The organism is Stenotrophomonas terrae (assembly GCF_039674165.1).
Lineage (GTDB): Bacteria > Pseudomonadota > Gammaproteobacteria > Xanthomonadales > Xanthomonadaceae > Stenotrophomonas > Stenotrophomonas terrae_A.
In genome coordinates this window covers 13,141-38,851 of the sequence record NZ_JBDJMY010000028.1, presented here as the reverse complement: position 1 = coordinate 38,851, position 25,711 = coordinate 13,141, and the positions used below count along the sequence as shown (strand labels likewise).

At 64.0% G+C, this 25,711-nt stretch carries 23 protein-coding genes; 15 read left to right on the top strand and 8 right to left on the bottom strand.

The window, feature by feature from the left end:
- Positions 1–69: 69 nt before the first annotated feature.
- Entirely contained in the window at positions 70–753 is a 684-nt protein-coding gene (locus ABE493_RS12915) for a hypothetical protein (protein WP_346499324.1), read from the top strand.
- 10 nt (positions 754–763) lie between these two features.
- On the opposite strand, the gene ABE493_RS12910 is transcribed toward ABE493_RS12915, so the two are convergent.
- Positions 764–1,618 carry a LysR substrate-binding domain-containing protein gene (locus ABE493_RS12910; RefSeq protein ID WP_346499323.1) on the bottom strand — a complete coding sequence of 285 codons (855 nt, stop codon included), beginning with the start codon at positions 1,616–1,618 and terminating at the stop codon, positions 764–766.
- Between the two features lie 173 nt (positions 1,619–1,791).
- Here ABE493_RS12910 and ABE493_RS12905 point away from each other — a divergent pair, with 173 nt between their 5' ends.
- Positions 1,792–3,249, top strand: a complete 1,458-nt coding sequence (locus ABE493_RS12905) for an amidohydrolase family protein (protein ID WP_346499322.1) — start codon at positions 1,792–1,794, stop codon at positions 3,247–3,249.
- 256 nt (positions 3,250–3,505) lie between these two features.
- A complete protein-coding gene (locus ABE493_RS12900; protein ID WP_346499321.1) occupies positions 3,506–4,729 on the top strand; it encodes an MFS transporter in 1,224 nt (407 codons plus the stop codon).
- Positions 4,730–4,798: 69 nt separating this feature from the next.
- On the opposite strand, the gene ABE493_RS12895 is transcribed toward ABE493_RS12900, so the two are convergent.
- The 6 genes from ABE493_RS12895 to ABE493_RS12870 form a co-directional block, all read right to left on the bottom strand.
- Complete coding sequence (locus ABE493_RS12895; protein WP_346499320.1) at positions 4,799–6,862, bottom strand: acyltransferase family protein; 2,064 nt, start codon at positions 6,860–6,862, stop codon at positions 4,799–4,801.
- A 62-nt stretch (positions 6,863–6,924) separates the two neighbouring features.
- Positions 6,925–7,599, bottom strand: a complete 675-nt coding sequence (locus tag ABE493_RS12890; protein ID WP_346499319.1) for a DUF2058 domain-containing protein — start codon at positions 7,597–7,599, stop codon at positions 6,925–6,927.
- Between the two features lie 9 nt (positions 7,600–7,608).
- A complete protein-coding gene (locus tag ABE493_RS12885; RefSeq protein ID WP_057628566.1) occupies positions 7,609–7,848 on the bottom strand; it encodes a SlyX family protein in 240 nt (79 codons plus the stop codon).
- Positions 7,841–9,190: a UDP-glucose dehydrogenase family protein gene (locus ABE493_RS12880; protein ID WP_346499318.1), complete on the bottom strand. Its 1,350-nt coding sequence runs from the start codon at positions 9,188–9,190 to the stop codon at positions 7,841–7,843. The genes ABE493_RS12885 and ABE493_RS12880 overlap by 8 nt, the downstream gene beginning before the upstream one ends.
- A gap of 25 nt (positions 9,191–9,215) precedes the next feature.
- Positions 9,216–10,196 carry an FKBP-type peptidyl-prolyl cis-trans isomerase gene (locus tag ABE493_RS12875; RefSeq protein WP_346499317.1) on the bottom strand — a complete coding sequence of 327 codons (981 nt, stop codon included), beginning with the start codon at positions 10,194–10,196 and terminating at the stop codon, positions 9,216–9,218.
- A gap of 85 nt (positions 10,197–10,281) precedes the next feature.
- The gene (locus tag ABE493_RS12870) at positions 10,282–10,833 is read right to left on the bottom strand and encodes a glutathione peroxidase (RefSeq protein ID WP_430980776.1); all 552 of its coding nucleotides are present in this window, start codon (positions 10,831–10,833) and stop codon (positions 10,282–10,284) included.
- A gap of 144 nt (positions 10,834–10,977) precedes the next feature.
- Between ABE493_RS12870 and ABE493_RS12865 the strand changes: the two genes are divergently transcribed.
- Genes ABE493_RS12865 through ABE493_RS12835 form a run of 7 tightly spaced genes read left to right on the top strand, consistent with a single transcriptional unit; the run spans position 10,978 to position 15,385 of the window.
- A complete protein-coding gene (locus ABE493_RS12865; RefSeq protein ID WP_346499316.1) occupies positions 10,978–11,220 on the top strand; it encodes a hypothetical protein in 243 nt (80 codons plus the stop codon).
- A gap of 3 nt (positions 11,221–11,223) precedes the next feature.
- Entirely contained in the window at positions 11,224–11,586 is a 363-nt protein-coding gene (locus tag ABE493_RS12860; RefSeq protein ID WP_346499314.1) for a GntR family transcriptional regulator, read from the top strand.
- The gene (locus ABE493_RS12855) at positions 11,583–12,455 is read left to right on the top strand and encodes an ABC transporter ATP-binding protein (RefSeq protein ID WP_346499313.1); all 873 of its coding nucleotides are present in this window, start codon (positions 11,583–11,585) and stop codon (positions 12,453–12,455) included. The genes ABE493_RS12860 and ABE493_RS12855 overlap by 4 nt, the downstream gene beginning before the upstream one ends.
- Entirely contained in the window at positions 12,452–13,432 is a 981-nt protein-coding gene (locus ABE493_RS12850; protein ID WP_346499312.1) for an ABC transporter permease, read from the top strand. Before ABE493_RS12855 ends, ABE493_RS12850 begins: the two co-directional genes overlap by 4 nt.
- A 21-nt stretch (positions 13,433–13,453) precedes the next feature.
- Entirely contained in the window at positions 13,454–14,278 is an 825-nt protein-coding gene (locus ABE493_RS12845) for a DUF4097 family beta strand repeat-containing protein (RefSeq protein WP_346499311.1), read from the top strand.
- Between the two features lie 29 nt (positions 14,279–14,307).
- A complete protein-coding gene (locus ABE493_RS12840) occupies positions 14,308–14,898 on the top strand; it encodes a hypothetical protein (RefSeq protein ID WP_346499310.1) in 591 nt (196 codons plus the stop codon).
- Between the two features lie 58 nt (positions 14,899–14,956).
- Positions 14,957–15,385, top strand: coding sequence for a hypothetical protein (locus tag ABE493_RS12835; protein ID WP_346499309.1), 429 nt, complete (start codon positions 14,957–14,959; stop codon positions 15,383–15,385).
- Between the two features lie 202 nt (positions 15,386–15,587).
- Here the strand turns inward: ABE493_RS12835 and ABE493_RS12830 are convergent, their stop codons facing one another.
- Positions 15,588–16,997 carry a class II fumarate hydratase gene (locus ABE493_RS12830; RefSeq protein WP_346499308.1) on the bottom strand — a complete coding sequence of 470 codons (1,410 nt, stop codon included), beginning with the start codon at positions 16,995–16,997 and terminating at the stop codon, positions 15,588–15,590.
- Positions 16,998–17,200: 203 nt separating this feature from the next.
- Here ABE493_RS12830 and purB point away from each other — a divergent pair, with 203 nt between their 5' ends.
- The 5 genes from purB (at position 17,201) to sucB (ending at position 25,636) form a co-directional block, all read left to right on the top strand.
- On the top strand, positions 17,201–18,583 hold the full coding sequence (gene purB / locus ABE493_RS12825) for an adenylosuccinate lyase (RefSeq protein ID WP_346499306.1): 1,383 nt from the start codon (positions 17,201–17,203) through the stop codon (positions 18,581–18,583).
- Positions 18,584–19,006: 423 nt separating this feature from the next.
- Entirely contained in the window at positions 19,007–20,485 is a 1,479-nt protein-coding gene (locus tag ABE493_RS12820) for a cupin domain-containing protein (RefSeq protein ID WP_346499305.1), read from the top strand.
- Positions 20,486–20,496: 11 nt separating this feature from the next.
- Entirely contained in the window at positions 20,497–21,387 is an 891-nt protein-coding gene (locus ABE493_RS12815) for a GNAT family N-acetyltransferase (protein ID WP_430980775.1), read from the top strand.
- A 175-nt stretch (positions 21,388–21,562) separates the two neighbouring features.
- A complete protein-coding gene (locus tag ABE493_RS12810; RefSeq protein ID WP_346499303.1) occupies positions 21,563–24,394 on the top strand; it encodes a 2-oxoglutarate dehydrogenase E1 component in 2,832 nt (943 codons plus the stop codon).
- A gap of 42 nt (positions 24,395–24,436) precedes the next feature.
- A complete protein-coding gene (gene sucB, locus ABE493_RS12805; RefSeq protein ID WP_346499302.1) occupies positions 24,437–25,636 on the top strand; it encodes a dihydrolipoyllysine-residue succinyltransferase in 1,200 nt (399 codons plus the stop codon).
- The last annotated feature ends 75 nt before the right edge of the window (positions 25,637–25,711 follow it).

Sequence of the window (25,711 nt, the reverse complement as noted above, 5' to 3'; positions counted from 1 at the left end):
GCCCCTGGCAGCGGCGACAAGGCCGCTGCCAGCCACTATCCTGCACGTTGCACTCCTGGGCTCCATTCCATGTCTAGCCGCAACGCCGAGCTGATCCGCAAGCACGCCGCCGCCGGCCGCATCGGCCTATGCGGTACCGACGACTGGGTCGGCAAGGCCATCCGCAAGGCGCAGGCGCCACTGACCCAGGACGGCCATCGCAGCCTGTGGTCGCATGCGTTCCTGTTCAGCGAACAACGCCTGGACGGACACTGGTGGGTGCTGGAATCGGATCTGGACCTGCGCAATCGGCAACTGCGCCTTGGGGCGCAGGAAAACCGCGCCGACCGCTATTTCGACGACGAGGCCTTTCCCAACCTGGCCATCCTCGATTTCGGCCTGGACGCCGCGCAGACCCACAAGGTGCAGATCGCCGCACTGGACCTGCTGTCGGGCCTGTCCAGTTACTCGCTCAGTGAACTGGTCGGCACCCTGTTCGCCATGCACAGCACCCGCCTGCGCCGGCGCAGCAACGTGCTGTCCAAGGAAGGCGCGCTGTATTGCTCGGCGATGGTGCAGCACTGCTATGCGGCCGCCGGCGTAGACCTGATGCCCGGCGTTCACGGCAAGAATGTAGCCCCGCAGGACATCTACAATTCGGCGTTGCCCCACTCCACGCATTCGCTGATCCGTGACCTGGGAATCTCCAGCCTGCGCCGCTTCACCCACAGCGCCAAAGAGCTGTTGGATACGCCGGTTCAAGACCTGTTCTGAGCCACCGCGCTCAGGCCGCTTCCTGCTCGAGCATCTGTATCAGCAGGCAGGCCAGTGCCCTGGCCTGTGGATCCAGCGCGGCACGGTGCAGCAGCGCCAGTTCCACGCCGTCAATCGGCGGCAAGCCGCTTTCCTGCCCCAATACCTTGTGTGCTGCCGTCACCGCCCGTGCCGGCAGCAGACTGATACCCAGGCCATCGGCCACCGCCGACTGGATGCCGCCCAGGCTGGAGCTGGTGAAACTGATCCGCCAGCGTCGCCCCAATGCTTCGACCGCATCGATCATGTCTTCGCGATACATGCCGCGCGGCGGAAACGCCACCAGCGGCACTGGATTGAGCAGCAGCGAGGGCGTGCTGATGCTGTCCACCCAGCACATGGGTTCGGGCCAGCAGGCCACCGCCTCACGACTGCCGCGGCGCTGCTTGACCAGGATCACGTCCAGCTCGCCGCGGTCATACGCCTCGGTCAGGGCCCGGCTCAAGCCGCTGCTGACCTCCAGTTTGACCTGCGGATGGGTGCGGCTGAATTCGGCCAGCATGCCGGTGGTACGCCCGGCCGCGAAGTCCTCCGGCACACCCAGGCGTATCACCGTCGCCACGCCTTCGCCTGACAGCAACTCCCCCAACTGTTCGTTCAACGCCAGCATGCGTCGCGCATAGCCCAGTACGGTTTCACCGATGTCGGTGGGCCGCACATCACGTACGCCGCGGTCGAGCAGGCGATGTCCTGCCAGGTCTTCAAGACGCCGCAGCTTCTGGCTGACCGTGGATTGGGTGGAATGCAGCCGCGCCGCTGCCACGGTGAAACTGCCGCAGTCGGCGACCGTCACCAAGGCCCGCAGCAGGTCCAGCTCGTAGTGCACTCTATTTGTTTTTTCACTGACCCTTACCATTACATTTAATTTTCAGATATCCCGGCGCACTTGTAGCATCGCTGCGGAGATCAGGCCACTGTCGGATTGCCGCCGGCCATCAGTGCGGGCGAGCACCAAGGCATGCAATGAACGTGAACAAGCCGCACACCACTGGAAGCACCATGAACAAAACCCTCTGCCTGCTGTTGTCGGCCATGCTCGCCAGCAGCGCACCGGCGCTTGCCGCCAGCACCCCTGCCAATGCCGACGTATTGATCCGCCACGCCACCGTCATCGATGTGGAACATGGGCGGGCGACATCCGGCCAGGCCGTGGCCATCCGTGGCACCGACATCCTCGCCGTTGGCGACGATGCGCAACTGGCCACGCAATGGAAGGCGGCCCAGACCATCGACGCCAAAGGCCGTTATCTCATCCCCGGGCTTTGGGACATGCATGTGCATTTCGGTGGCGGCCCGGCGCTGATCGAAGAGAACAAGGCGCTGCTGCCGCTGTACGTGGCGCATGGCATCACCACCGTCCGCGACGCCTCCGGCGACCTGGCCGAACAGGTGCTGTCCTGGCGCGGGCAGATCGCCAGTGGCCAATTGTTTGGCCCGCAGCTGTTCACCTCCGGCGCCAAGATCGAAGGCATCGCCCCGGTCTGGAAGGGCACGCTGGAGGCCGGTGACAAGGCCGGCGTGGATGCCGCGCTGGACCGCGAGCAGCGCGACCAGGTCGACTTCGTCAAGATCACCGACAGCACGCTGACCCCGGAGCTGTTTCTCTACGCCCTGCGCCAGGCCAAGCAGCGCGGCCTGCGCACCTCCGGGCACATTCCGATGGCGCTGACGGTGGACCAGGCCGTGGACGCCGGCATCAGCTCGATCGAGCACCTGGACTACGCCTACAAGGCCGGGGTCAAGGACGAAGCCGCTATTGCCGCCGATTTCGCCGCTGGCCGCATCGACCGCGCCGAAGCCAACCGGCGCCTGCGCAGCGGCTTTGACCGCGCAACCGCGATGCAGGCCTATGAACGGTTTGCCAAAGCCGGCGTCGCGGTGACGCCGACCCTGGACGGCGGCCGCATCATCGACTTCCTCGATGTCGAGCCGCGCGACCAGGATCCGTATCTGGCCTACATCGGCCCCGGTCTGCGCGCCACCTATGCTTGGCGTGTGGAGCGCGCCGCCAAAGCCACGCCCGAGCAGATCCAGGCCCGTCACGCCCATTACGCAGAAGTAGCTGCGGTGCTGCCGATGCTGCAGCAGGCCGGCGTGCAGATCATGGCCGGCACCGATGCGGGCTTTCTGAACTCCTACAACTTCCCCGGCATCGGCCTGCACAACGAACTGGCGCTGTATGTGCGTGAAGGGCTTACCCCCGTGCAGGCGCTGCAGTCGGCGACCCGCGCCGGCCCGGCCTGGTTCGGCAAGCTCGACCGTTATGGTGCAGTGACCGCCGGCAAGGCTGCCGATCTGGTATTGCTGGAGCGCAACCCGCTGGAGGACATTGCCGCTACCCGGGCAATCAGCACCGTGGTGATGCGCGGCAAGGTTTACGACCGCGCCGCACTGGACCGGATGCTGTCCGACAGCAAGGCGCAGGTTGCCGAGTGGAATGCGCAGGCAACCCGCTAACGACGCCGCTGATCTGCACCGTAGCCCGGGTAAGCGCAGCGCACCCGGGGCTGTTGGCGCCATGCCGAGACCGTCTGTTGCTTCCCGCTTCCCGGGTGCGCTGCGCTTACCCGGGCTACAGACGCCACATCGACAGCATGCAGAGCGCCTTTCGCATCACTGATCTGCGAACTGCCATCCACGGCCAGCAAAAGGCACAATAGGGGACACGGCGAACACCGTGCCCCTGCCTTCCCAGCGCCCCCAGCGCCCGCCCATGACGCCCCCTGCCCTGCCATCCCGCACCGTGCCCACCGCGCGGCTGTCCAGTTTCTATTTTTTCTACTACGCCGCGCTGGGTGCATTCACTCCGTACTGGAGCCTGTACCTGCAATCGCGTGGCATGACCATCACCGCGATCAGCGTGATGATGAGCCTGTGGTATGCCACCCGCGTGGTTGCACCCAGCACCTGGACCTCGCTGGCGGCAGTATCGCCGCACCCGATCCGCTGGCTGCGCATCGGCTGCGTGCTGACCATTGCCTGCTTTGCGGGCTTCCTGGTGCCTGCACCGCAATGGACGCTGTACGCGGTGATGATCGCGTTCTGCTTCTTCTACAACGCGGTGATGCCGCAGTTCGAGTCGATCACCCTCACCCATCTGGGCACGGACAGTCATCGTTACGGCATGATCCGGGTATGGGGTTCGCTGGGCTTCATCCTCGTGGTCACCCTGTTTGGCTGGCTGATCGAGAAACATGGCGCCAGCAAGTTGCCTTGGTTGATGCTGCCGTTGTTCGTGTTGATGACCGGCTCGGCCTTCCTCAACCGCTATGCGCGCAACATCGGCTCGCACAGCCAGCCCGCTGGCGGCTTCTGGAGCATCGTGCGGCAGAAGCCGGTGATGGCGTTCTTCATTGCCGCCTTCCTAGAACAACTCTCGTTCGGCCCGTACTACACGTTCTTCTCCGTCTATATGGACCAGCACGGCTACAGCACCTCGCTGCTGGGCCTGATGTGGACGGTTGGGGTGGTGTTCGAGGTTGCGGTGTTCTTCCTGATCGCCCGTTTCTTCCGCCGCTGGGACGCCAGCTGGCTGCTGATCATTTCCATGGCCAGTGCGGTGCTGCGCTGGTGGGCAACCGCGCTATGGCCGGACAACCTGCCGGTGATGCTGGTTGCGCAGACCACCCACTGCCTGGGCTTTGCAGCCTTCTTCGCCTCGGCCATGCAGCTGCTGGCAAGGTACTTCCCGGGCAACCTCAACGGTCACGGCCAGGGCCTGTTCTATGGCTTCTCGTCCGGCCTGGGCGGCGTGCTCGGCGCCTTGATCGCCGGCCAGCTATGGCAGTTCGGCAACGGCAAGATCGCCTTCCTGGTCGGCGGCTGCTTTGCCCTGCTCGGCACCCTGATCGCCTGGTACTGGCTGCCACCCCGCGCGCGAGGCCCATTGACAAGCCCAGACGCGCAGGGAGCAAGCTCAGCTACTGCCGGCCGATGAATTCAACATTCGAATCAGGCCATAACCGACGACCTCCGCAAACTGGCAGCTGAGCCCGGCATCAGCTGACTACCGGTGCAGCGCCGCTTGGTGTGCGCGGAAGGATGGCAACAGCACCCGGTTGCCGTGACCACTGAGATGATCTCCGTCGAAGAACAACGGCTTGCCGGCATCGTCAGGGTGGCATTCCTTGCCCGGGCACAGCACAGGCAAGGGGTCCCAGACACTAGCGCCCGGCAAGGCCTGCGCCACCTGCTGCAGGCTGGACAACGCCGGTGCGCGCAGTGTTTCCATCCGTTCGCGCGACACCGTCATTCCGTGCACACAGATCGGATTGTGCCGATTGAATGCATCCGAACAACGGAACGGCGGCGCCCCCAACACTGGCTTGGGCGCCTCCAGCACGATACGCACACCGCGCTCGGCCAGGGGCTTCAACTCAGCGATTGCCGCTTCCACATCAGCCTTCCGCTGCGCGGCAGATGCTTCACTGTTTACCGTGGCAAACGCCTGCTGCTGATCGAACAGACTGTATTGCTCCACCAGCCGCGGCACGCGCAGACCAGGCAGCAACAGCACATCGCCGGCTTGCGCCTGTGCAGTGACATCGTCCAGGGTATTGCGCACGTAAGCATCACAGCCGGGGTCGGCTTGTCGGCGCCCCTGCAGGCCGATAAAGGCGCAGCCTGCGTTGGCATACAGGCGCGCCTGCCCACCGTCGAGCAGGACCAGGCGGCGGAGCATCTCCCCGTAAGCCAGTGCATGCGAATCCCCAGCAACGAACAGGCGCTGAGCGCTCCCCTTGCCGCCTACGCACTGACCTCGTTCGAACTGCTGCACCTGGCCACCGGCTACCGGCAGGCGCGAGAAAACCAGCTCACACTCGGGAAATTCCTTCTTCAAGCCCTTCGCATAGGGATACCACTCCAGCGGGTGCCGGCTGACGGTACTCAGCGAAATGTACTTGGCCGCACGTTCCAGCGGCTTCTGCAGTCCCATGCCCAGCAGCATTACCAGCACGCCGCCGGCCACCCAGCGCAGATCCGAGCCACGCCAGCGACGTCCAAAGCGTGCCGGCTGCTCTACCCAGCGCCAGGACACCCAGGCGAGGACCGCCGTGCAAAGCAATGCCAGTGCACCCCCAAGCAGTGACTCCAAACCTAGCGTCCAGCGGAACAGCACGAACACTGGCCAATGCCAGAGGTACAACGAGTAGGACATGCGCCCGATCACAACCATAGGACGCAGCGACAAGCAGCTACCAATCCAACCTGCGGCAGAACGGTGCAGCAGCGCCAGCAGGCCCAGCGTACCCAGCACCGGCCACAAGCCATCGATCCAGGGCGAATGCCCTGGCCGCGCGGCCCACAGTCCATAGCCCAACAGCGCAGCGCAAGCCACCTGCAACAGCGAATGCCAGATACCCGGTTGTCCATCAACCGCGCCCGCTCGCGCTCGGGTCGACAGCAGCTGGAACAACAACACGCCCGCGCCCAATTGCCAGAACCGCGTGGTCGTCTGATAGAAAGATTGAATCTCGTAGCCGCCCTGCAGCGCGCGAGTGATGGCAAAACCCAGCGAGCCCGCCGTTGCCAAGGCGAACAGCAGCATGGACAGCCCGCGCCCCTTCCCGCCTTTTACCCAGCCCAGGAACAGCAGGGGGAACAACAGATAAAACTGTTCCTCAACGCCCAGCGACCAGGTGTGCGTGTAAGGATTGAATTCGCTACGCGGCGAAAAATAATCATTGCCGGTACTTGCCAGCACCCAGTTGCTCAAGCCGACGAAGGCCATGCGACCGGTTTTGCCACTGGTTTCACTGAGCCAGGACTCGGGAATGAACAGCGTGCTGAGCACGCCAGTCGCCAGCAGGCAGACGAACAGCGCCGGCATGATCCGACGCATGCGTCGTGCGTAGAAGCCCAATACACCTCGCCAACCATTCAGCGCAGAAGAACGCGCTACCGACGCACTGACGACAAAGCCGGAGATGACGAAGAACACGTCCACACCGGTGAAGCCGCCCGGCACCCAAGCTGGATTGAGGTGGTAAAAAATGACGGCAAGCACGGCAACAGCGCGCAAACCGTCAATATGGGGGTAGTAGCCTTCCTGCTTCAGATGTCCCTGCATTGCATCCCCTTTCACGGCAACGGGCGCCACTGGCGCCCGTTGTCTGCATCAAATCGAATCGATTACCAGACCAGATCGTCCGGCACCTGGTATTGCGGATCGGCGTATGGGTCGGCATCGGCCGGCGCATTCGGATCGACCTTCAGCGCTACCGCCTGGGCGAATACCTGTTCGGCCTCGGCCAGCACCTGCGCCGTCACCAACAGGTAGCGGCCGTTCTGCTGCAGCACGCCCAACTCGCCGGCATTGAGCGCCTTGAGCTGTTCGGCATTGACGTAGATGCGCTTGATCTTGCCGCCATACGGGAAGTGACGGGCGATGTCGGCATTGGGGTCGTTCAACCCCTTGTCCTTGATCAGCTCGTCGAGCTTGGCGCGGGCCTCGCGGCGCAGGCGTGCTTCTTCCTGCTTGAGACGCTCCGCTTCCATGCGCTCGTCTTTTTCCTTCTGCGCACGGATGGCATAGGCCTTGGCAAGGTCGATGTCTTCCTGCGAGCGCGGCTTGCGCGTGCCTTGCGCGGGCCGGCCCTGGCCGGGCCTGCCAGCATGCGCGGGCTTGCCGGCGTGGCCAGGCTTGTTGCTGCCTGCATGTGCCGGCTTGTTGTTGCCCGCCTGCGGCCGGCCTTGACCGGGCTTGCCCTGTGGGCGCCCGTCACGGCGCGGCTCAGCCTTGCGCTCCGGCTTGGGAGCAGCTTTGAAACCCAGCCCAAGCAGCTGGTCGCGAATATTGTCACTCATAAGGAAATATCAGTAGTGCGGGGGCGGTGGTTCATCGGCGGCGTCGGCGTACAACGTCGTGCGTACCTTGCCCAGATCGTCAAGGAGATGGCGCAGCAGATCGGCATTGCGCGAGCCCTGCATACGGGCGTCGGCCAATGCCTCGCTCATCTCCGCCAAAGCCTGCTCCTGGAAGGAGACTCGCATCTCCAACTCGACCAGACGTGCTTCCAGCGCCTGTTCGCGCTGGTCGGAAGGTGACTCATGCATGTACGGAACGTCCTCGGCCAATGCCGTAATACGCCAAACCTGCGGCTTCGATTTCTACCGGGTCGTACAGGTTACGGCCATCAAATACCACCGCATCACCCAGCGCCTCGCGCATCCGCGCGAAATCCGGGCTGCGGAACTGCTTCCACTCGGTGATCACCACCAGCGCATCGGCGTCATGCAAGGCTGCAAACGCCGAATCGCAGAAAACCAGATCCTCGCGCTCGCCAAAAATGCGCCGCGCCTCGGCCATGGCTTCCGGATCAAACACCTGCACCTTCGCACCGGCTTCCCACAGCTGCGCCAATACCCGGCGGCTCGGCGCCTCGCGCATGTCGTCGGTGTTGGGCTTGAATGCCAAGCCCCACACAGCGAAAGTCTTGCCACGCACGCCTTCGTCCTCGCCACGGTCATAGTGACGCTGGATCAGCTCGAACAGGTGGCCCTTCTGCGCCGCGTTGACCGCTTCAACCGCATTGAGCAGTTGTGGCTGGTGGCCATGCTGGGCAGCCGTACGCGCCAGGGCCTGCACGTCCTTGGGGAAACAGGAGCCGCCATAACCGGCGCCGGGGTAGATGAAATGCCAGCCAATGCGCGGGTCCGAACCGATGCCTTGGCGCACCTGCTCGATATCGGCGCCCACACGCTCGGCGATATTGGCGATTTCATTCATGAAACTGATCTTGGTCGCCAGCATCGCGTTGGCGGCGTATTTGGTCAGCTCGGCCGAACGCACGTCCATTTCCACAACGCGGTCGCGGTTGCGGTTGAACGGGGCGTACAACCGCCGCAACACCGTCACCGCATGCGCACTGCTGGCGCCAATGACAATACGATCCGGGCGCATGCAGTCAGCGACCGCATCGCCTTCTTTCAGGAATTCGGGGTTGGAAACCACATCGAAGGCGATTTCCTGGCCGCGCGCCGCCAGCTCTTCGGCAATGGCGGTGCGGACCTTGTCGGCGGTACCCACCGGTACCGTCGACTTGTTGACCACCACCGTCGGCCGCGCCAAGTGGCGACCAATGGTGCGGGCCACCGCCAGCACATACTGCAGGTCGGCGCTACCGTCTTCGTCCGGCGGCGTACCTACCGCGATGAAGATGACCTCGCCATGGGCGATGGCTTGTGCGGCGTCGGTGGTGAAGGCCAGCCGCCCGGAGGCGTGATTGGCCTTCACCATCGGTTCCAGGCCGGGCTCGTAGATCGGGATGATGCCCCGCTGCAAGCCGTCGACCTTGGCCTGGTCGATGTCGACGCAGACCACATCGTGCCCTACTTCCGCCAAGCAAGTCCCGGTGACGAGACCCACATAGCCAGTACCGAAAATAGCTACACGCATGGTTGCGCCTACTCCGTACCCAGCCTTACGGCATGATGCCCAGCAACTCGACGTCGAAGGTCAGCGTTGCGTTCGGGCCGATCGGGCCACCCTGGGTGCCGGTTTCGCCATAGGCCAGTTCACCCGGAATCCAGAAGCGGTACTTGGAGCCGACCGGCATCAGTGCCACGCCTTCGGTCCAACCCTTGATGACCTGGTCCAGGCCGAAATCAACCGGCTGGCCGCGGGTGTAGCTGCTGTCGAACACTTCGCCGTTGAGCAGCTTGCCTTCGTAGTTGACGCGCACGCGGCTGCTGGCAACCGGGCGCTCGCCGCTGCCGGCGCGGATCACCTGGTACTGCAGGCCCGACGGGGTGGTCACCACGCCCGGAACGGTCTTGTTCTTGGCGAGGAAGGCATTGCCTTCTTCACGGTTGGTCTGGGCGGCCTTGCCGGCCTCAGCCTTCATTTCCGCTTCCTTGGTGCTGCTGAACGCCTGAAGCACGGCCTGGGCCTGCTCGTGGTTCATCAGTGGGGTGCCCTTGGAGAACACGGTGGTGACGGCCTGGAACACCGAATCCAGATCGATGTCCTTCTGGATGCGCGCCAGCGACGGGCCAACGGCGAAGCTGCCCAGCATCAGGCCAACCTTCTCGCGGTCAACCGACGGCGGCTGGCTGCCCGGCGCCATGCCCGGCACCTGCTGGCCCGAACGGACCATCATCAAGGTGCGCAATGCCTGATCGGTCTTCTGCGCTTCTTCCTGCGACAGCAGCGGCTGGCCGCCAGCGAACGCGTTTTCCACGCCGCGGCGCAATGCAGCCACGTCTACTTCCGAAGCAATCGGCTCAAACGAGCTGGCCACGTCAATGCCGATGGCGTAACCAATCTTTTCACGATCCGAGGTCAAAACAGACTTCTCCTTGGTCGCCGCCGCAGCGGCAGGTTGTTGCGAAAAAACGACCCCTGGGGCCGCCATCGCCAAAATCAGAAGCGACGCAACCGCGCCACGCTTTCCCATCTTCATTCGCTGCATTCCTGGAAGTGAACAAACGCCACCGGCGGCGCGAGGGGCGACATTGTCGCATGCGCACCGCAGATGTCGAGGCGCCTCAGCGCTGTGGTGCCGCTGCGGCCAGCGCGGCTTCGATTGCCGCACGCAGTTCCGCATCATCCGGCTTCACCTTGCTGGGGAACTGTGCCAGCACGCGTCCATCGCGGGATATCAGATATTTGTGGAAATTCCAGCCCGGCGCCACGCCGCTGAGGCGGGTCAGGTCCTGGTACAGCGGGGTCGCTTCCGGCCCCACCACATGCACTTTTTCAAACATGGGGAACTTCACCCCATAAGTAAGCGTGCAGAACTCCTGAATCTGCGCCTCGCTGCCCGGCTCCTGGCCTTTGAAATCATTGGACGGAAAGCCCAACACGGCAAAACCACGCGGTGCCAGTTCCTGTTGCAATGCCTCCAGGCCTTCGTATTGCGGGGTGAAACCGCATTTGGAGGCGGTATTGACCACCAACAACACCTTGCCGCCGTACGCGCGATTCAGGTTTATCTCGTCTTTTCCGGCCAGGGAACGGTAGTTACGGTCCAGCAGCGGGCCGGCCACCGCGTCCAACGCGCCACCTGCAGACGCCACAAAAGCAATTGAAATCAATATATTACGAATGTTCACTGGATTCTCCTGGGCGCTGCAAACAGGGTTGGGGCGGCATAGGCCATCAGTTGGGTCAGAAGCAGTTGCATCCCGGCGTGTCGGTGTTATAGTTGCATACAACACCAGCCACCCTACACAGGGGCCTTCATGAACACCAAGCACGGCAGACACGCTCTCCACGCACTGATGGTCACAGGCACCTTGTTGTTGCTGGGCTGCTCAAGCTCCCTCGGCAACGGCCTTGCCAATGCCAAGGATTATGCAGCCCAGGTGGGCAGTGATGGACAGGATGCCGACGATACCCCCAAAGCGAAACGACCGGCTCGACGGATGCGAACCAGCCTTTCGATGCCTTACTTTTCTTTCGCACAGCTGAATTCGCGGAGCTGACCCATGAGCGATATCCAGTGGAGCGATGGCGCTCCCATTTACCGCCAGCTGAAGGATCGCGTTATCGCGATGATGCTGGACGGAATCCTGAAGCCGGGCGACGCCCTGCCCTCGGTACGCCAGGTTGCGGCCGAGTACCAATTGAATCCGATCACGGTTTCGCGCGCCTACCAGGAGTTGGCCGACGAGAATCTGGTCGAGAAGCGCCGCGGCCTTGGCATGTTCATGACCGAGGAGGCTGCGCAGAAGCTGCGCGGCAACGAGCGCGACCGCTTTCTCAATGACGAATGGCCGGCCGTACTGGAGCGTATCCAGCGCCTGGGCCTGACCATGCAAGATTTGCTGCCACCGGGGACCACTCTATGAACGCCGCCGTCGAAGCCGTCGTTTCCGCCAAGGGCCTGCGCAAGGCTTACAAGCAGAAGCCAGCGCTGGACAACACCAGCTTTTCCATTGAACCGGGCCGCATCGTCGGCCTGATCGGCCCCAACGGCGCCGGCAAGACCACGGCACTGAAGGCCGTGCTCGGCCTGACCTCGTTCGACGGCGACCTGCAGGTGCTGGGCATGGACCCGCGCAGCCAGCGCGACGACCTGATGAATGATGTCTGCTTCATCGCCGACGTGGCGGTGCTGCCGCGCTGGTTGCGGGTAAAGGAAGCCATCGATTTTGTCGCCGGCGTGCACCCGCGCTTTGACCGCGCCCGCTGCGAGCGCTTCCTGGCCAATACCAAGCTCAACCCCAAGCAACGGGTGCGCGAGATGTCCAAGGGCATGGTGGTGCAGCTGCACCTTGCCCTGGTGATGGCCATCGACGCCAAGATCCTGGTGCTGGACGAGCCCACCCTGGGCCTGGACATCATGTACCGCAAGGAGTTCTACCAGCGCCTGCTGGAGGACTACTTCGACGAACAGAAGACCATCATCATCACCACCCACCAGGTGGAAGAGGTCGAGCACATCCTCACCGACGTGCTGTTCATCCGAGATGGCCAGATCGTGCTGTCCTCGGACATGGAAAGCCTGGCTGACCGCTACACCGAACTGCTGACCTCGGCCGACAGCGTGCATGCAGCACGCGCGCTGGCCCCGATCGACGAGCGCGCCCTGCCCTTCGGCAAGACCGTGCTGCTGTTCGATGGCGCCGACCGCAACCAACTCGCCAGCCTGGGCGAAATCCGCACCCCCGGCCTGGCCGACCTGTTCGTGGCCACCATGAAGGGAACCTACGCATGAACGCCGCTCACAACATCACCCCGCTCGGCAAATTCAAGTGGCTGCTCAAACGCGAGTACTGGGAAAACCGGGGCGGCTTCGTCTGGGCCCAAGTCATCACCGGCGGTATTGCCATCCTGTTCGCCATCATCGGCGCGCTGATTGGCGCATTCGCCGCGCGTAATTCCGATGGCATCAACCATATGGGCGATGTCAGCGAATACCTGAAGGTGATGGGGGCATTCGGCGATGGCCTGCTGCTGGCAGGCATCTTCCTGGCCTCGCTGATACTGGCCTTCGTGGTGTTCTTCTACGCGCTGGGCAGCCTGTATGACGACCGCCGCGACCGCAGCGTGCTGTTCTGGAAATCGCTGCCGGTTTCCGACACCCAGACCGTATTGTCCAAGGCCCTGTGGGCACTGGTATTGGCACCGTTGATCGCGATGGCGATCGGTCTGATCGTCGGCCTGGTGTTGTGGGTTGTTGCCATGATCGGCGCGGCCGCCGCCGGCGCCACCAGCCCCTGGGCCATCGCTACCCACTCGCATCCGTTCCGGATCCTGGGCCTGGTTCTGACCACCTTGCCGGTCAGCCTGCTGTGGGCACTGCCGACCGTCGGCTGGCTGATGTTCTGCTCGGCGCTGGTGCGCTCCAAACCCTTCCTGTGGGCAGTGCTGCTGCCGCTGCTGGCCTGCACCATGATCAGCATCCTCGGCGCCATGCCGGGCGTGAAGCTGCCACTGGGCTGGATCTGGTACACCGTTGCCTACCGCGGCCTGCTCAGCGTGTTCCCCTCGTCCTGGTTGCCGCGCGGCCTGACTGACACCAATATCAATGAGAATGACCTACAGACGCCTGCCGATCTGGTGCAGTGGCTGCTGCAACATCACAGCCTCAGCAAGGTATTGTCCAATCCTGACATCTGGATTGGCGCTGTGATCGGTATCGCCCTGATCGTGGCCTCTGTTTACCTGCGCCGCCGTCGCGACGACATCTGACCCTTGATCAGGAGAGTGTTCATGCACAAGACGTTTGTACTGGCCGCATTGCTGGCTGCGCCGGGCGCAGCCTTCGCCACCCAGCCCTGCGCTGTAACCGCCCCGCAGTCGCTGACCCTGGATCTGGCTGGCAGCAAGACCGTGCTCTTCGAGGTCAACAGCCATGACCTGCGCCTGCAGGCCAGCCCCGGCGCCAAGGCCGCCCTCAGCGGACGTGCCTGCGCCTCCAGCCAGGAACTGCTGGACCAGCTTTCGCTGACCCAACGCAAGGACGGCGACAAGCTGGTGGTGACGCTGGAGCGCAAGAACCAGGGGCTGCACTTCAATCTCGGCAACAGCTACGCCTACCTGGACCTGACCGGCAGCCTGCCTGACGACATCCTGGTCCAGCTCAAGGTCGGCTCCGGTGATGCCTCGCTGGCCGGTGCGCAGAGCATGAGCGCCGATGTCGGCTCGGGCGATGTCAGTGCCCGCGACATCAAGGGGCTTGCAACCGCTGCGGTGGGTTCGGGCGATGTCGAATTCAACAACATCGGCTCGCTGTACGTGCTGTCGGTGGGCTCGGGCGACGTCAAGGCCAATGGTGTGCGTGGCAATGCCCGCGTCGGCACCGTCGGCTCCGGCGATGTCGAGCTGCACGGCGTGCAGGGCGCGGTGAGCATCGAGAGCATTGGCTCGGGTGATGTCGACATTCGTGACAGCCGTGGCGCGGTGAGCCTGGGCTCGCTGGGCTCGGGTGATCTGGAGGTGCGTGGCGCCGCCAGTCTCAAGGTGGACAGGCTCGGTAGCGGCTCGGTGAACCATTCGGGCATCACCGGCGCCGTCGACCTGCCGAAAAAACGCTGACTCCTTCTTACTGCAACGGAACGCACACCATGAAGATCCTCAACGCCCCCCTGCTGGCCCTGGCGCTGGCAATCCCGCTGGCTGCGTGCGGTGAAAAGCCAGCAGCCAACGCACCTGACACCGACACCACCATCGGCGCCAAGGTCCGTGAGGCCACCGACAAGGCCCGCAAGGAAATGGCGGAAGGCAACGTCAGCATTGGCAGCGATGGTGCCAACGTCGAGCTCACGCCAACCGGTGACCTGCTGATCAACGGGACCTCCATCCCGCTCAACGACAGCCAACGCGCCATTACCCTGCGCTACCGCACGCAGATGATCGGCGTCGCCGAAGCCGGTATCGAAATTGGCGTGCAGGGCGCGAACCTTGGCGCCAAGGCTGCTGGCGAGGCGATCAAGGGCTTGTTCTCCGGCGATACCGACAAGATCGAGGAACGCGTCAATGCCGAGGCCGAGAAGATCAAGGCCAGCGCGATGAAGCTGTGCGACCAGCTGCCCGCCCTGATGGTCACCCAACAGCAACTGGCTGCAGCGGTGCCGGCCTTCAAGCCCTACGCGAAGATGGACCAGAGTGATATCGACGACTGCCGCGAGGGCAACGGCAACGTCCACGTCCCCTGACCCGGCGCGCACGACGGAGCGGTAGAATCACCGCTCCGTCGTTGTTGCTGCCCTTGCCATGAACAAACTGCTGTTGTTGATCCTCGTCGCCTTCGCCACCCTGGCCACCGGCTGTGATCGCGAAAAGTACGCTGAGCACCGCAGCGAGCGCAGCAAGCCCAAGACCGAAGTCACCCTGGAGCGCATCGCCATCCGCCGCGCGCCCTACCCCAACCTGGACATCCTGCCGGACGGCCGCCTGCGCGTTGATGACATCGTCATCCCCTTGAATGCCAAGCAGCAGGAGTTGCTGCACACCAGCTACGTCAAGCTGCAGATCCTGCGCCAGAACACACTGGTGGATGCCGACCCGGCGCTGGCACAGGAACGCTCGCTGCCGCTGCAGATCCCGGAAGGCCAATCGCCATTCCCGCCGGACCTGGCCCAGCAGATCCCCGAATTCAAGGAATACGACGAAGCCCTGGCCAACCTGCGCGCCCTGCGCTGACCGTAGTGCCGACCCATGGTCGGCAAGGGCCTTACCAAAGATCCCTGTGTAGTGCCGAGCCATGCTCGGCAAGGGCCTTACCAAGAATGCCTGCGCAATGCGCGAACGGCATGCGCCGCGAAGCAAGGCCTAAAAGCCAACCCCTCCCCAACCCTCCCCTGCGCTGCGCGCAAGGGAGGGGGCAGATACGTAGCGCCGAACCTCAATGGTCGTGGATGCCACCCAGGGTCAGCGCTGCCGGGTCCAGCAGGCGCTTCAGTTCGGTCTCGGACAAACCACTGTCCTCCAGCGCCACGTCCAGCACCGGCCGCTGTTCCTTGTAGGCGCGCTTGGCAATTGCCGCCGCCTTTTCGTAACCGATGATCGGGTTCAGCGCGGTCACCAGGATGGGATTGCGCGCCAGCGCCTCACGCACCCGCTCCTGCTTGACCACCAGTCCGGCAAACACCTTGTCCGCCAGCAGGTTCATCACATTGGACAGCAGCTGGATCGAGTCCAACAGATTGGCCGCGATCAGCGGCAGCGCCACATTCAACTGGAAATTGCCGGTCTGCCCGGCCACGGTGATCGCGGTGTGGTGACCGATCACCTGCGCGGCCACCATCACCGTCGCTTCGGGGATCACCGGATTGACCTTGCCCGGCATGATCGAGCTGCCCGGCTGCAAGGCCGGCAACTCCAGTTCACCCAGCCCAGCCAGCGGCCCGGAATTCATCCAGCGCAGATCGTTGGCGATCTTGATCAAGGCCACCGCCAGCGCATTGAGCTGGCCGGACAACTCGACCGCATCGTCCTGCGCGGCCAGGCCTTCAAACTTGTTGGCTGCGCTCTCGAACTTGACCCCGGTGCTGGCCGACAGCGCCCGCGCCACCTTGCCGCCAAAGCGCGGATCGGCATTGATGCCGGTGCCAATGGCGGTGCCGCCCAGCGGCAGCCGGCGCAGGCGTTTGAGCGCATCTTCAATCCGCCCCTCGGCCGAGGCCAGCTGTGCCGACCATGCCCCGAATTCCTGGCCGAAGGTCAGCGGCATCGCATCCATCAGATGGGTGCGCCCGGTCTTGACGATCTTGCCCAGGTTGCGGGCACGCTTGTCGATGGTCTTGCGCAGGTGCTTGAGGGCGGGCAGCAGTGATTCCACCACCTCCAACTGGGCCGAGACGCGGATCGCAGTCGGGATCACGTCATTGGAGCTCTGCCCCAGATTGACGTGATCGTTGGGGTGCACGGCGGTCTTGCCGGCCTTGCCTGCGAGGTTGGCCAGGGTGGCAATGACCTCGTTGGCATTCATGTTGGACGAAGTACCCGAGCCGGTCTGGTACACATCAATCGGGAACTGGCTGTCATGAGCGCCGATCGCCACTTCGGTGGCCGCCGACTGGATCGCCTTGCCCACGCCCTTGGGCAGCAGGCCCAGGCCGGTATTGACCTCGGCGGCGGCGCCCTTGATCAGGCCCAGCGCTCGGATGAAAGCACGCGGCATGCGCTGCCCCGATACCGGGAAATTCTCCACCGCACGCTGGGTCTGCGCGCCCCACAGGGCCTCGGCGGGCACCTGCAGTTCGCCCATGCTGTCGTGTTCGGTCCGGAAACCACTCTTGGAAACCTTGCTCATCATCAACTCCGCACAATCTCATTGTTGGGGAAGGGAAAGCTGCGGCTGGCGGTGGGCAGACGTCCCGGCTGGCGGCTAAGGACACCATACCCGGCCGTCCCGGCAAAGACATCCGCGGCCGATGGGATACAAAGGCCCAGCAACGGCAAGGCCCCCGGCAGCGTAGAATATGCGCCCCCGCCACTGCCCAACTGCCTGCCGCCATGACGGATACATCCCGCCAAGAAGCCGCCCTGCTCGCCCTGTCCCCGCTTGATGGCCGTTATGCCGGCAAGGTCGACGCATTGCGCCCGATCTTCTCCGAATATGGCCTGATCAAGGCCCGCGTGAAGGTCGAGATCGAATGGCTGCTGGCACTGGGCGCCGAGCCGGGCATCACCGAGCTGGCCGACTTCTCGGCCACTGGTAAGAGCAAGCTGCGCGCGCTGGCAGACGGCTTCTCGGTCGCCAACGCCGCCCGCGTCAAGGAAATCGAGCGCACCACCAACCATGACGTCAAGGCGGTGGAGTACTTCATCAAGGAACAGCTCAAGGACGACGCCGAGCTGGCGCCGGCGCTGGAGTTCGTGCATTTCGCCTGCACCAGCGAGGACATCAACAACCTGTCCTATGGCCTGATGCTGGCCGAAGCGCGTGAAAAGGTGATCCTGCCGGGCTATGCCGGCATTGCCGCCTCGCTGCGTACGCTGGCCCACGCCCAGGCCGCGCAGCCTATGCTGTCGCGCACCCACGGCCAGACCGCCTCGCCGACCACTCTTGGCAAGGAAATCGCCAATGTCGTGGCCCGCCTGGAACGCCAGATCCGCCAGATCGGCGCGGTCGAGCTGACCGGCAAGATCAACGGCGCCGTCGGCAACTACAACGCCCACGTCGTGTCCTACCCGGACGTGGACTGGCCGGCCTTCGCCGAGCGCTTCGTCACCTCGCTGGGCCTGGTGTTCAACCCCTACACCACCCAGATCGAGCCGCACGACAACGTTGCCGAAATCGGCGATGCCGCCCGCCGCGCCAACACCATCCTGATCGATCTGGCCCGCGACATCTGGGGCTATATCTCGCTGGGCTACTTCAAGCAGAAGCTCAAGGAAGGCGAAGTCGGTTCCTCGACCATGCCGCACAAGGTCAACCCGATCGATTTCGAGAATGCCGAAGGCAATTTCGGCATCGCCAACGCCTTGTTCGAGCACTTCAGCGCCAAGCTGCCGATCAGCCGCTGGCAGCGCGACCTGACCGACTCCACCGTGCTGCGCGCCGTGGGCACTGCTTTCGGCCACAGCCAGGTCGGCCTGGAATCGCTGGCCAAGGGCCTGGGCAAGCTGACCGTGAACCCGGAGCGCCTGGACGCGGATCTGGATGCCGCCTGGGAAGTGCTGGCCGAAGCCGTACAGACGGTGATGCGCCGCCATGGCCTGCCCAATCCGTACGAGCAGCTCAAGGCGCTGACCCGTGGTCACGGCATCACTGCCGATTCGATGCGCGCCTTCATTGAAACCCTGGAATTGCCGGCCGATGCCAAGCAGCGCCTGCGCGAGCTGACCCCGGGCGGTTATGCCGGCCTGGCAGCTGATCTGGCCAAGGCGATCTGAGCGCCAAAGCCCAGGAATCCGCGAGCCCCTCTCCCGCCTGCGGGAGAGGGGTTGGGGTGAGGGCAGTCGTGTGGATGTAGTGCCGAGCCCATCGAGGCCCGGGCGTTAGAGGCAAGGACCAAGCCAGGAGCTTTACCGGCAAGGCCACTGCCGAGCGTGGCTCGGTACTACATTTGCATTGCTTGTACGGCCTCTGCCGAGCGTGGCTCGGCACTACATGTGCATTGCTTGTACGGCCCCTCGCCGAGCATGGCTCGGCACTACATTTGCATTGCTTGTACGGCCCCCTTGCCGAGCGTGGCTCGGCGCTTCATTTGATTCAGATCAGCCGCATGCCGTGCGCATTGTCGCCAACAAGGGGACAATGGCGGCCTGCGCGCATCGCGCGCCCCTGTTCGACCTCCGTTGCAAAGGATTTCCCCCATGGCTGCACGCAAGCAAAAGACCTATCCGATCGAAGTACAGGCCCGCGCCGGCCTGCCGCTGGGCATGGCCCCAGCCACCTTCCTGCGCGACTACTGGCAGAAGCGTCCGCTGCTGATCCGCGCCGCCTTCCCGGATTTTGAAACCCCGGTGATGCCCGAAGACCTGGCCGGCCTGGCCTGTGAAGAAGGTGCGCTGGCTCGCATCGTCAGCCACGACCGCGCCACCGACGGCTGGGAACTGCGTACCGGCCCGTTCCAGGAAGAAGACTTCCCCGGCATGCCCGACCACGACTGGACCCTGCTGGTGCAGGACGTGGACAAGTGGGACCCGGAAGTGCGCGCCCTGACCTCGTACTTCAACTTCCTGCCGCGCTGGCGCATGGACGACGTGATGATCAGCTTTGCCGCTACCGGCGGTTCGGTTGGCGCCCATGTCGACCAGTACGACGTATTCCTGCTGCAGGCCCACGGCCAGCGCCGCTGGCAGATCGACGCCAGCGAGTCGACCAAGGGCAAGCGCCCATCGCTTGAGTTCCGCCCCGACGTGGAACTGAAGCTGCTGAAGAAGTTCAAGGCCACCCACGATTGGGTGCTGGGCCCGGGCGACATGCTGTACCTGCCGCCGAACGTGCCGCACAACGGCGTTGCCGTGAACCCCTGCCTGACCTTCTCGTTCGGCATGCGTGCACCGTCCTCGGCCGAGCTGATCAGCGACTATCTGGACGATCTGGTCGCCGATGCCGACGAATCCATCCGCTTCCAGGACCCGGACCTGAAGCTGCCGGAAGACCCGAATGAGATCGATGCCGCCGCGATGAAGCGTGTGGTCGCCGCACTCAATGCGCTGCGCATGAACGACCCGGATCGCCTCGGCAACTGGTTCGGCCGCTTCATCACCACCTACCGCGCCGCGGGTGACATCCTGCCCTCCCAGGCACCGCCGTCGCCGGAAGAAGTGACCGCTGAACTGGAAAATGGCGGCGTGCTTGAGCGTCACCCGTGGGCCCGTCTGGCCTGGCGCCGCGCCACCCGTGGTGCTTCGCTGTACTGCTCCGGCCTGGCCTTCCAGCTGTCGATCAAGGACGCGCAGACCCTGGCCGGCACCGAGCAGATCGATATCGCCCTGTTCAACAAGCTCGGCAACAAGGGCCGTGATGCGCTGATGGAACTGATCGTCGGCGGCCACTACCAGCTGCTCGACGTGGAAACCATCGCCGCCATGCTGGCCGAGCAGGACGCGTTGGAAGCCATGGAAGACGTGGCCGAAGAGGACTTCGAAGAAGAAGACTTCGACGACGAGGCCGATGCCCCGGAAGTGGAGATCGAAGTCATCGAGTACTCCGAAGCCGGTGAAGGCGAGCCCTCCAGCGCCAGCATCGAGACCGTCCTGGTCAGCGAAGAAGGCGTCGAGGTCGTGGTGATCTGCGACGACGGCGAGGAAGAAGACGAAGACGACGCGGAAAACCCGTCGGCATGAGTCAAACCGCGATCTTTCACGTAGAGATCGCCGACTACGCCGTGCAGCAGACACTGCTGCACGGCGTGCGTCATACGGTGTTTGTCACCGAGCAGAACGTTCCAGCCGAGCTTGAGATCGATGCCCTGGACCCGCTCAGCGACCACGCCCTGGCGCTGGACGCAGACGGCAAGGCCATCGGCGCCGCCCGCCTCACCCCGGATCAGCGCATCGGCCGCATGGCCGTACTTGCCGCCTGGCGCGGCAAAGGTGTTGGCCAAGCCCTGCTGAATGCGCTATTGGCCGCTGCCCGCAAACGCGGCTGGGGCGAAGTCAGCTTGCATGCACAGCTGCATGCCCGTGACTTCTACGCCTGCAACGGCTTTCTGCCGGAAGGCGTTGAATTTGAAGAGGCCGGCATCGGCCACCAGAGCATGCGCCGACGGCTGGACGGTGCCATGCGCGTGCAGGACCCGGAACAGGCCCGTGCGGCAACCGCAGCGGTAATCCATGCCGCGCGCCGCCGCCTTCAGCTGCAGCTACGCGGCAACGACGCCCTGCTCGGCCAACCACTGATCGTGGACGCGTTGCGCCGCTTCGCCACCGCCCGCCATGACAAACAGGTGCAGGTGCTGCTGCACGAAGCCGACCTGCCTGCCCTGCCCGCGGCCTTCATCGCCCTGGCTCAGCGCCTGCCCAGCGTGTTCCAGCTAAGTGAGCCGGTGGACCCGGCGGACTGCCAGGTCCCCTCGGCGGCGGTCAGCAATGATCACGGCGACTGCTACTTTCGTCCAATAGGCGCCCGCGTCGAAGGCGAGCTGTGGCTGGATGCGCCGGCCCGTGCGCATCAGCAGGAAGCGTTGTTCAAGCGTATCTGGGAGCGTTCACGCGATTGCAACGGGCTGCGCGTACTGGGTGTCTGAGCGCTGACCGGGACAGGACAAGCCGCAGTCAGGTATTAATGCGCGGGACAGAGTGCATGCCCCTTCCTGTCCAGTGAGGGGTATAATTCAGTGGTTAGAACACGCCCGCGCGCGACGCTGCAGCAAGGTCCGCCGGTTCCCAGAACTACCCCACAAGTGAATCCGACTCTCCATCGTGGACAATCTACTGAAGCAGTTTGCGCAATCATCGCAGCTCGCCGGCGGCAACGCCTCCTATGTCGAGGACCTGTACGAACAGTACCTCGTCTCCCCGGACAGTGTGGACCCCAAGTGGAAGTCCTACTTTGACGGCTTCAAAGGCCGCGAAGCGGGCGATGTGCCGCACTCTGCCGCCATCGCACACATCACCGAAGCCGCAAAAAACGCTGGCAAAGTCGGCGGCAACGCCGGTTCCGGCGACGAGCGCGAGCGCAACGTCGGCCGTCTGATCACCGCCTACCGTTCGCGCGGCCACCTCGGCGCCAATCTTGATCCGCTCGGCCTGACCCCCCCGGTCAACCCGCCGGATCTGAGCCTGCCCTTCCACCACCTCAGCGATGCCGACCTCAACGACGAGTTCAGCACCGGCGGTGTGGGCGGCCAGCCGCGGATGAAGCTGCGTGATCTGCTTGCGCGCCTGAAGGCGACCTATGCCGGCTCGATCGGCGCAGAATTCATGTATATCGCCGAAGTCGAGCAGCGCCAGTGGCTCTACCAGCGCCTCGAAACCGCCGGTGGCAACTACAACCTGGATGCCGACACCAAGCGCCGCACCCTGGAGCGCCTGACCGCTGCCGAAGGCCTTGAGCGTTACCTGCACACCAAGTACGTCGGCCAGAAGCGCTTCTCGCTGGAAGGCGGCGACTCGCTGATCCCGATGATGGACACCATCATCCGCGACGCCGGCAAGGAAGGCGTCAAGGACGTGATCATCGGCATGGCCCACCGTGGCCGCCTGAACGTGCTGGTCAACACCCTCGGCAAGAACCCGCGCAAGCTGTTCGACGAATTCGAAGGCAAGTTCGAGCACGACGACCGCGCCGTGGCCGGTGACGTGAAGTACCACATGGGCTTCTCGGCCGACGTCGCCAGCGATGGCGGCCCGGTGCACCTGGCCCTGGCCTTCAACCCGTCCCACCTCGAAATCGCTGATCCGGTGGTTGTCGGCTCGGTGCGCTCGCGCCAGGAACGCCGCAACGACACCGCGCGCAAGCAGGTGATGCCGGTCCTGATCCACGGCGACGCTGCATTCGCCGGCCAGGGCGTGGTGATGGAACTGTTCCAGATGTCGCAGGCCCGCGGTTTCGCGGTCGGCGGCACCGTGCACATCGTCATCAACAACCAGGTGGGCTTCACCACCTCCAACCGCGACGACTCGCGTTCGACCCTGTACTGCACCGACATCGCCAAGATGGTTGCTGCCCCGGTCCTGCACGTGAACGGCGACGATCCCGAAGCCGTGGTGTTCGCGGCCAAGCTGGCTTATGACTTCCGCCAGCAGTTCAACAAGGACGTCGTGATCGACCTGGTCTGCTACCGCCGCTGGGGTCACAACGAAGCCGATGAACCGGCGATCACCCAGCCGCTGATGTACCAGGTGATCCGCAAGCACAAGACCACCCGCGAGCTCTACGCAGAGCAGCTGGAAGCCGCAGGCGTCATTGCTGCCGGCGCCGGCAAGGACATGGTCGACGCTTACCGCAACAAGCTGGACTCCGGTGAAGTCACCACCGAACTGGCCAAGGTCGAAAAGACCCCGGCTACCAGCAAGATGTACGTGGATTGGTCGAAGTACCTGTCGGGCAAGCTGTCCGATCCGGTCAGCACCAAGGTCGACATGGGCAAGCTGACCCAGCTGGCCACCATGATCAACACCATTCCGGAAGGCGTGGAAGTGCATTCGCGCGTTGCCAAGGTGTACGACGACCGTCGCAAGATGGCCGCCGGCGAAGTACTGGGCGACTGGGGCTTTGCTGAAAACCTGGCCTACGCAACGCTGCTGGACGAAGGCAACGCTCTGCGCCTGGTTGGTCAGGACGTGGGCCGTGGCACCTTCACCCACCGCCACGCGATCCTGCACGATCAGAAGACCGACAACTACTACCTGCCGCTGCGTCAGCTGGTCGAGTCGCCGGAGCAGGCCACCATCATCGATTCGCTGCTCAGCGAAGAAGCCGTGATGGCGTTCGAATACGGCTTCTCCACCACCGATCCGAACACCTTGTGCATCTGGGAAGGCCAGTTCGGCGACTTCGCCAACGGCGCCCAGGTGGTGATCGATCAGTTCATCGCCTCCGGCGAAGCAAAGTGGGGCCGCATCTCCGGCCTGACCCTGCTGCTGCCGCACGGCTATGAAGGTCAGGGTCCGGAACACAGCTCGGCGCGCCTTGAGCGCTTCCTGCAGCTGTGCGCGCTGGAGAACATGCTGGTCTGCGTGCCGTCGACCCCGGCGCAGGCATTCCACATGCTGCGTCGCCAGATGCGCATGGCTACCCGCAAGCCGCTGGTGGTGATGTCGCCCAAGTCGCTGCTGCGTCACAAGCTGGCCGTGTCCAGCATGGACGAAATGGCCAATGGCGAGTTCCAGCACCTGATTGGCGACGCCACTGCCGATGCCAAGAAGGTCAAGCGTGTCGTCGTGTGTTCGGGCAAGGTCTACTACGACCTGCTGGAAGACGTGACCAAGCGTGGCCAGGAAGACGTCGCCCTGGTGCGCGTCGAGCAGCTCTATCCGTTCCCGCGCCCGGCGCTGGCGGCCGAGCTGAAGAAGTACGGCAAGGCCACCGACGTCGTGTGGTGCCAGGAAGAGCCGATGAACCAGGGTGCGTGGTACCAGATCAAGCACCACCTGCAAGCATGCGTGGCCGATGGCCAGGCGCTGCACTATGCCGGTCGTCCGCGTTCTCCGTCGCCTGCTGTTGGCCACATGTCCGATCACCTGCGCGAACTCGCACAGCTGCTCGCCGACGCGCTGGTCAACAAGATCGACGACAACTACGCCGAATAAGCCCCCTTTTCCACAAGAAAACGAAACCAGGAAATCAGCCAAATGGCCACCGAAGTCAAAGTACCGGTACTGCCCGAATCCGTCTCCGACGCCACCATCGCCACCTGGCACAAGAAGGTGGGTGATGCCGTCAAGCGTGATGAGAACCTGCTCGACCTGGAAACCGACAAGGTCGTGTTGGAAGTACCGGCGCCGGTTGATGGCGTGCTGAAGGAAATCAAGTTCCAGGAAGGCGACACCGTCACCTCGAGCCAGCTGCTGGCCATCATCGAGGAAGGCGCGGTTGCCGCTGCCGCTCCGGCCACTGCTGCTGAAGCGCCGAAGGCTGCTGCCCCGGCCGCCGCCGCTCCGGCTGCTGCCGCTGCACCGGCCCCGGCTGCCAAGTCGGCTGCCGACACCCTGCCCCCGGGCGCCCGCTTCTCGGCCATCACCGAAGGCGTGAACCCGGCTGACGTGTCCGGCACCGGCCGCCACGGCGCGGTCACCAAGGAAGACATCGTCAACTTCGCCCGCAACGGCGGCGTCGGCAAGGCCGGCGGTGCACGTCCGGAAGAACGCGTACCGATGACCCGCATGCGCAAGCGCATTGCCGAGCGTCTGATGCAGTCGAAGAACTCGACCGCGATGCTGACCACCTTCAACGAAGTCAACCTGTCCAAGGTGTCGGCTGCGCGCAAGGAACTGCAGGAAGAGTTCGTCAAGGCCCACGGCATCAAGCTCGGTTTCATGAGCTTCTTCGTCAAGGCTGCCGCCAACGCACTGCAGCGCTTCCCGCTGGTCAATGCCTCGATCGATGGTGACGACATCATCTATCACGGCTACTCGGACATCTCGATCGCCGTGTCCACCGAAAAGGGTCTGGTGACCCCGGTGCTGCGCAACGTCGAGCGCATGTCGTTCGCCGACATCGAGCGCACCATCGCCGACTACGCCAAGAAGGCCCGTGACGGCAAGCTGTCGCTGGAAGAACTGCAGGGCGGCACCTTCACCGTGACCAACGGCGGCACCTTCGGCTCGCTGCTGTCGACCCCGATCATCAACCCGCCGCAGAGCGCCATCCTCGGCATGCACGCCATCAAGGACCGTCCGATCGCCGAGAACGGCCAGGTCGTGATCGCCCCGATGATGTACCTGGCCATGTCCTATGACCACCGCATCATTGACGGCAAGGATTCGGTGCAGTTCCTGGTGGACATCAAGAACCAGCTGGAAAACCCGGGCCGCATGCTGTTCGGTCTGTAAGAGCTCTGAGCCCCTCTCCCGCCTGCGGGAGAGGGGTTGGGGTGAGGGCAGCCTCACCCGCACCCTCATCCGGCG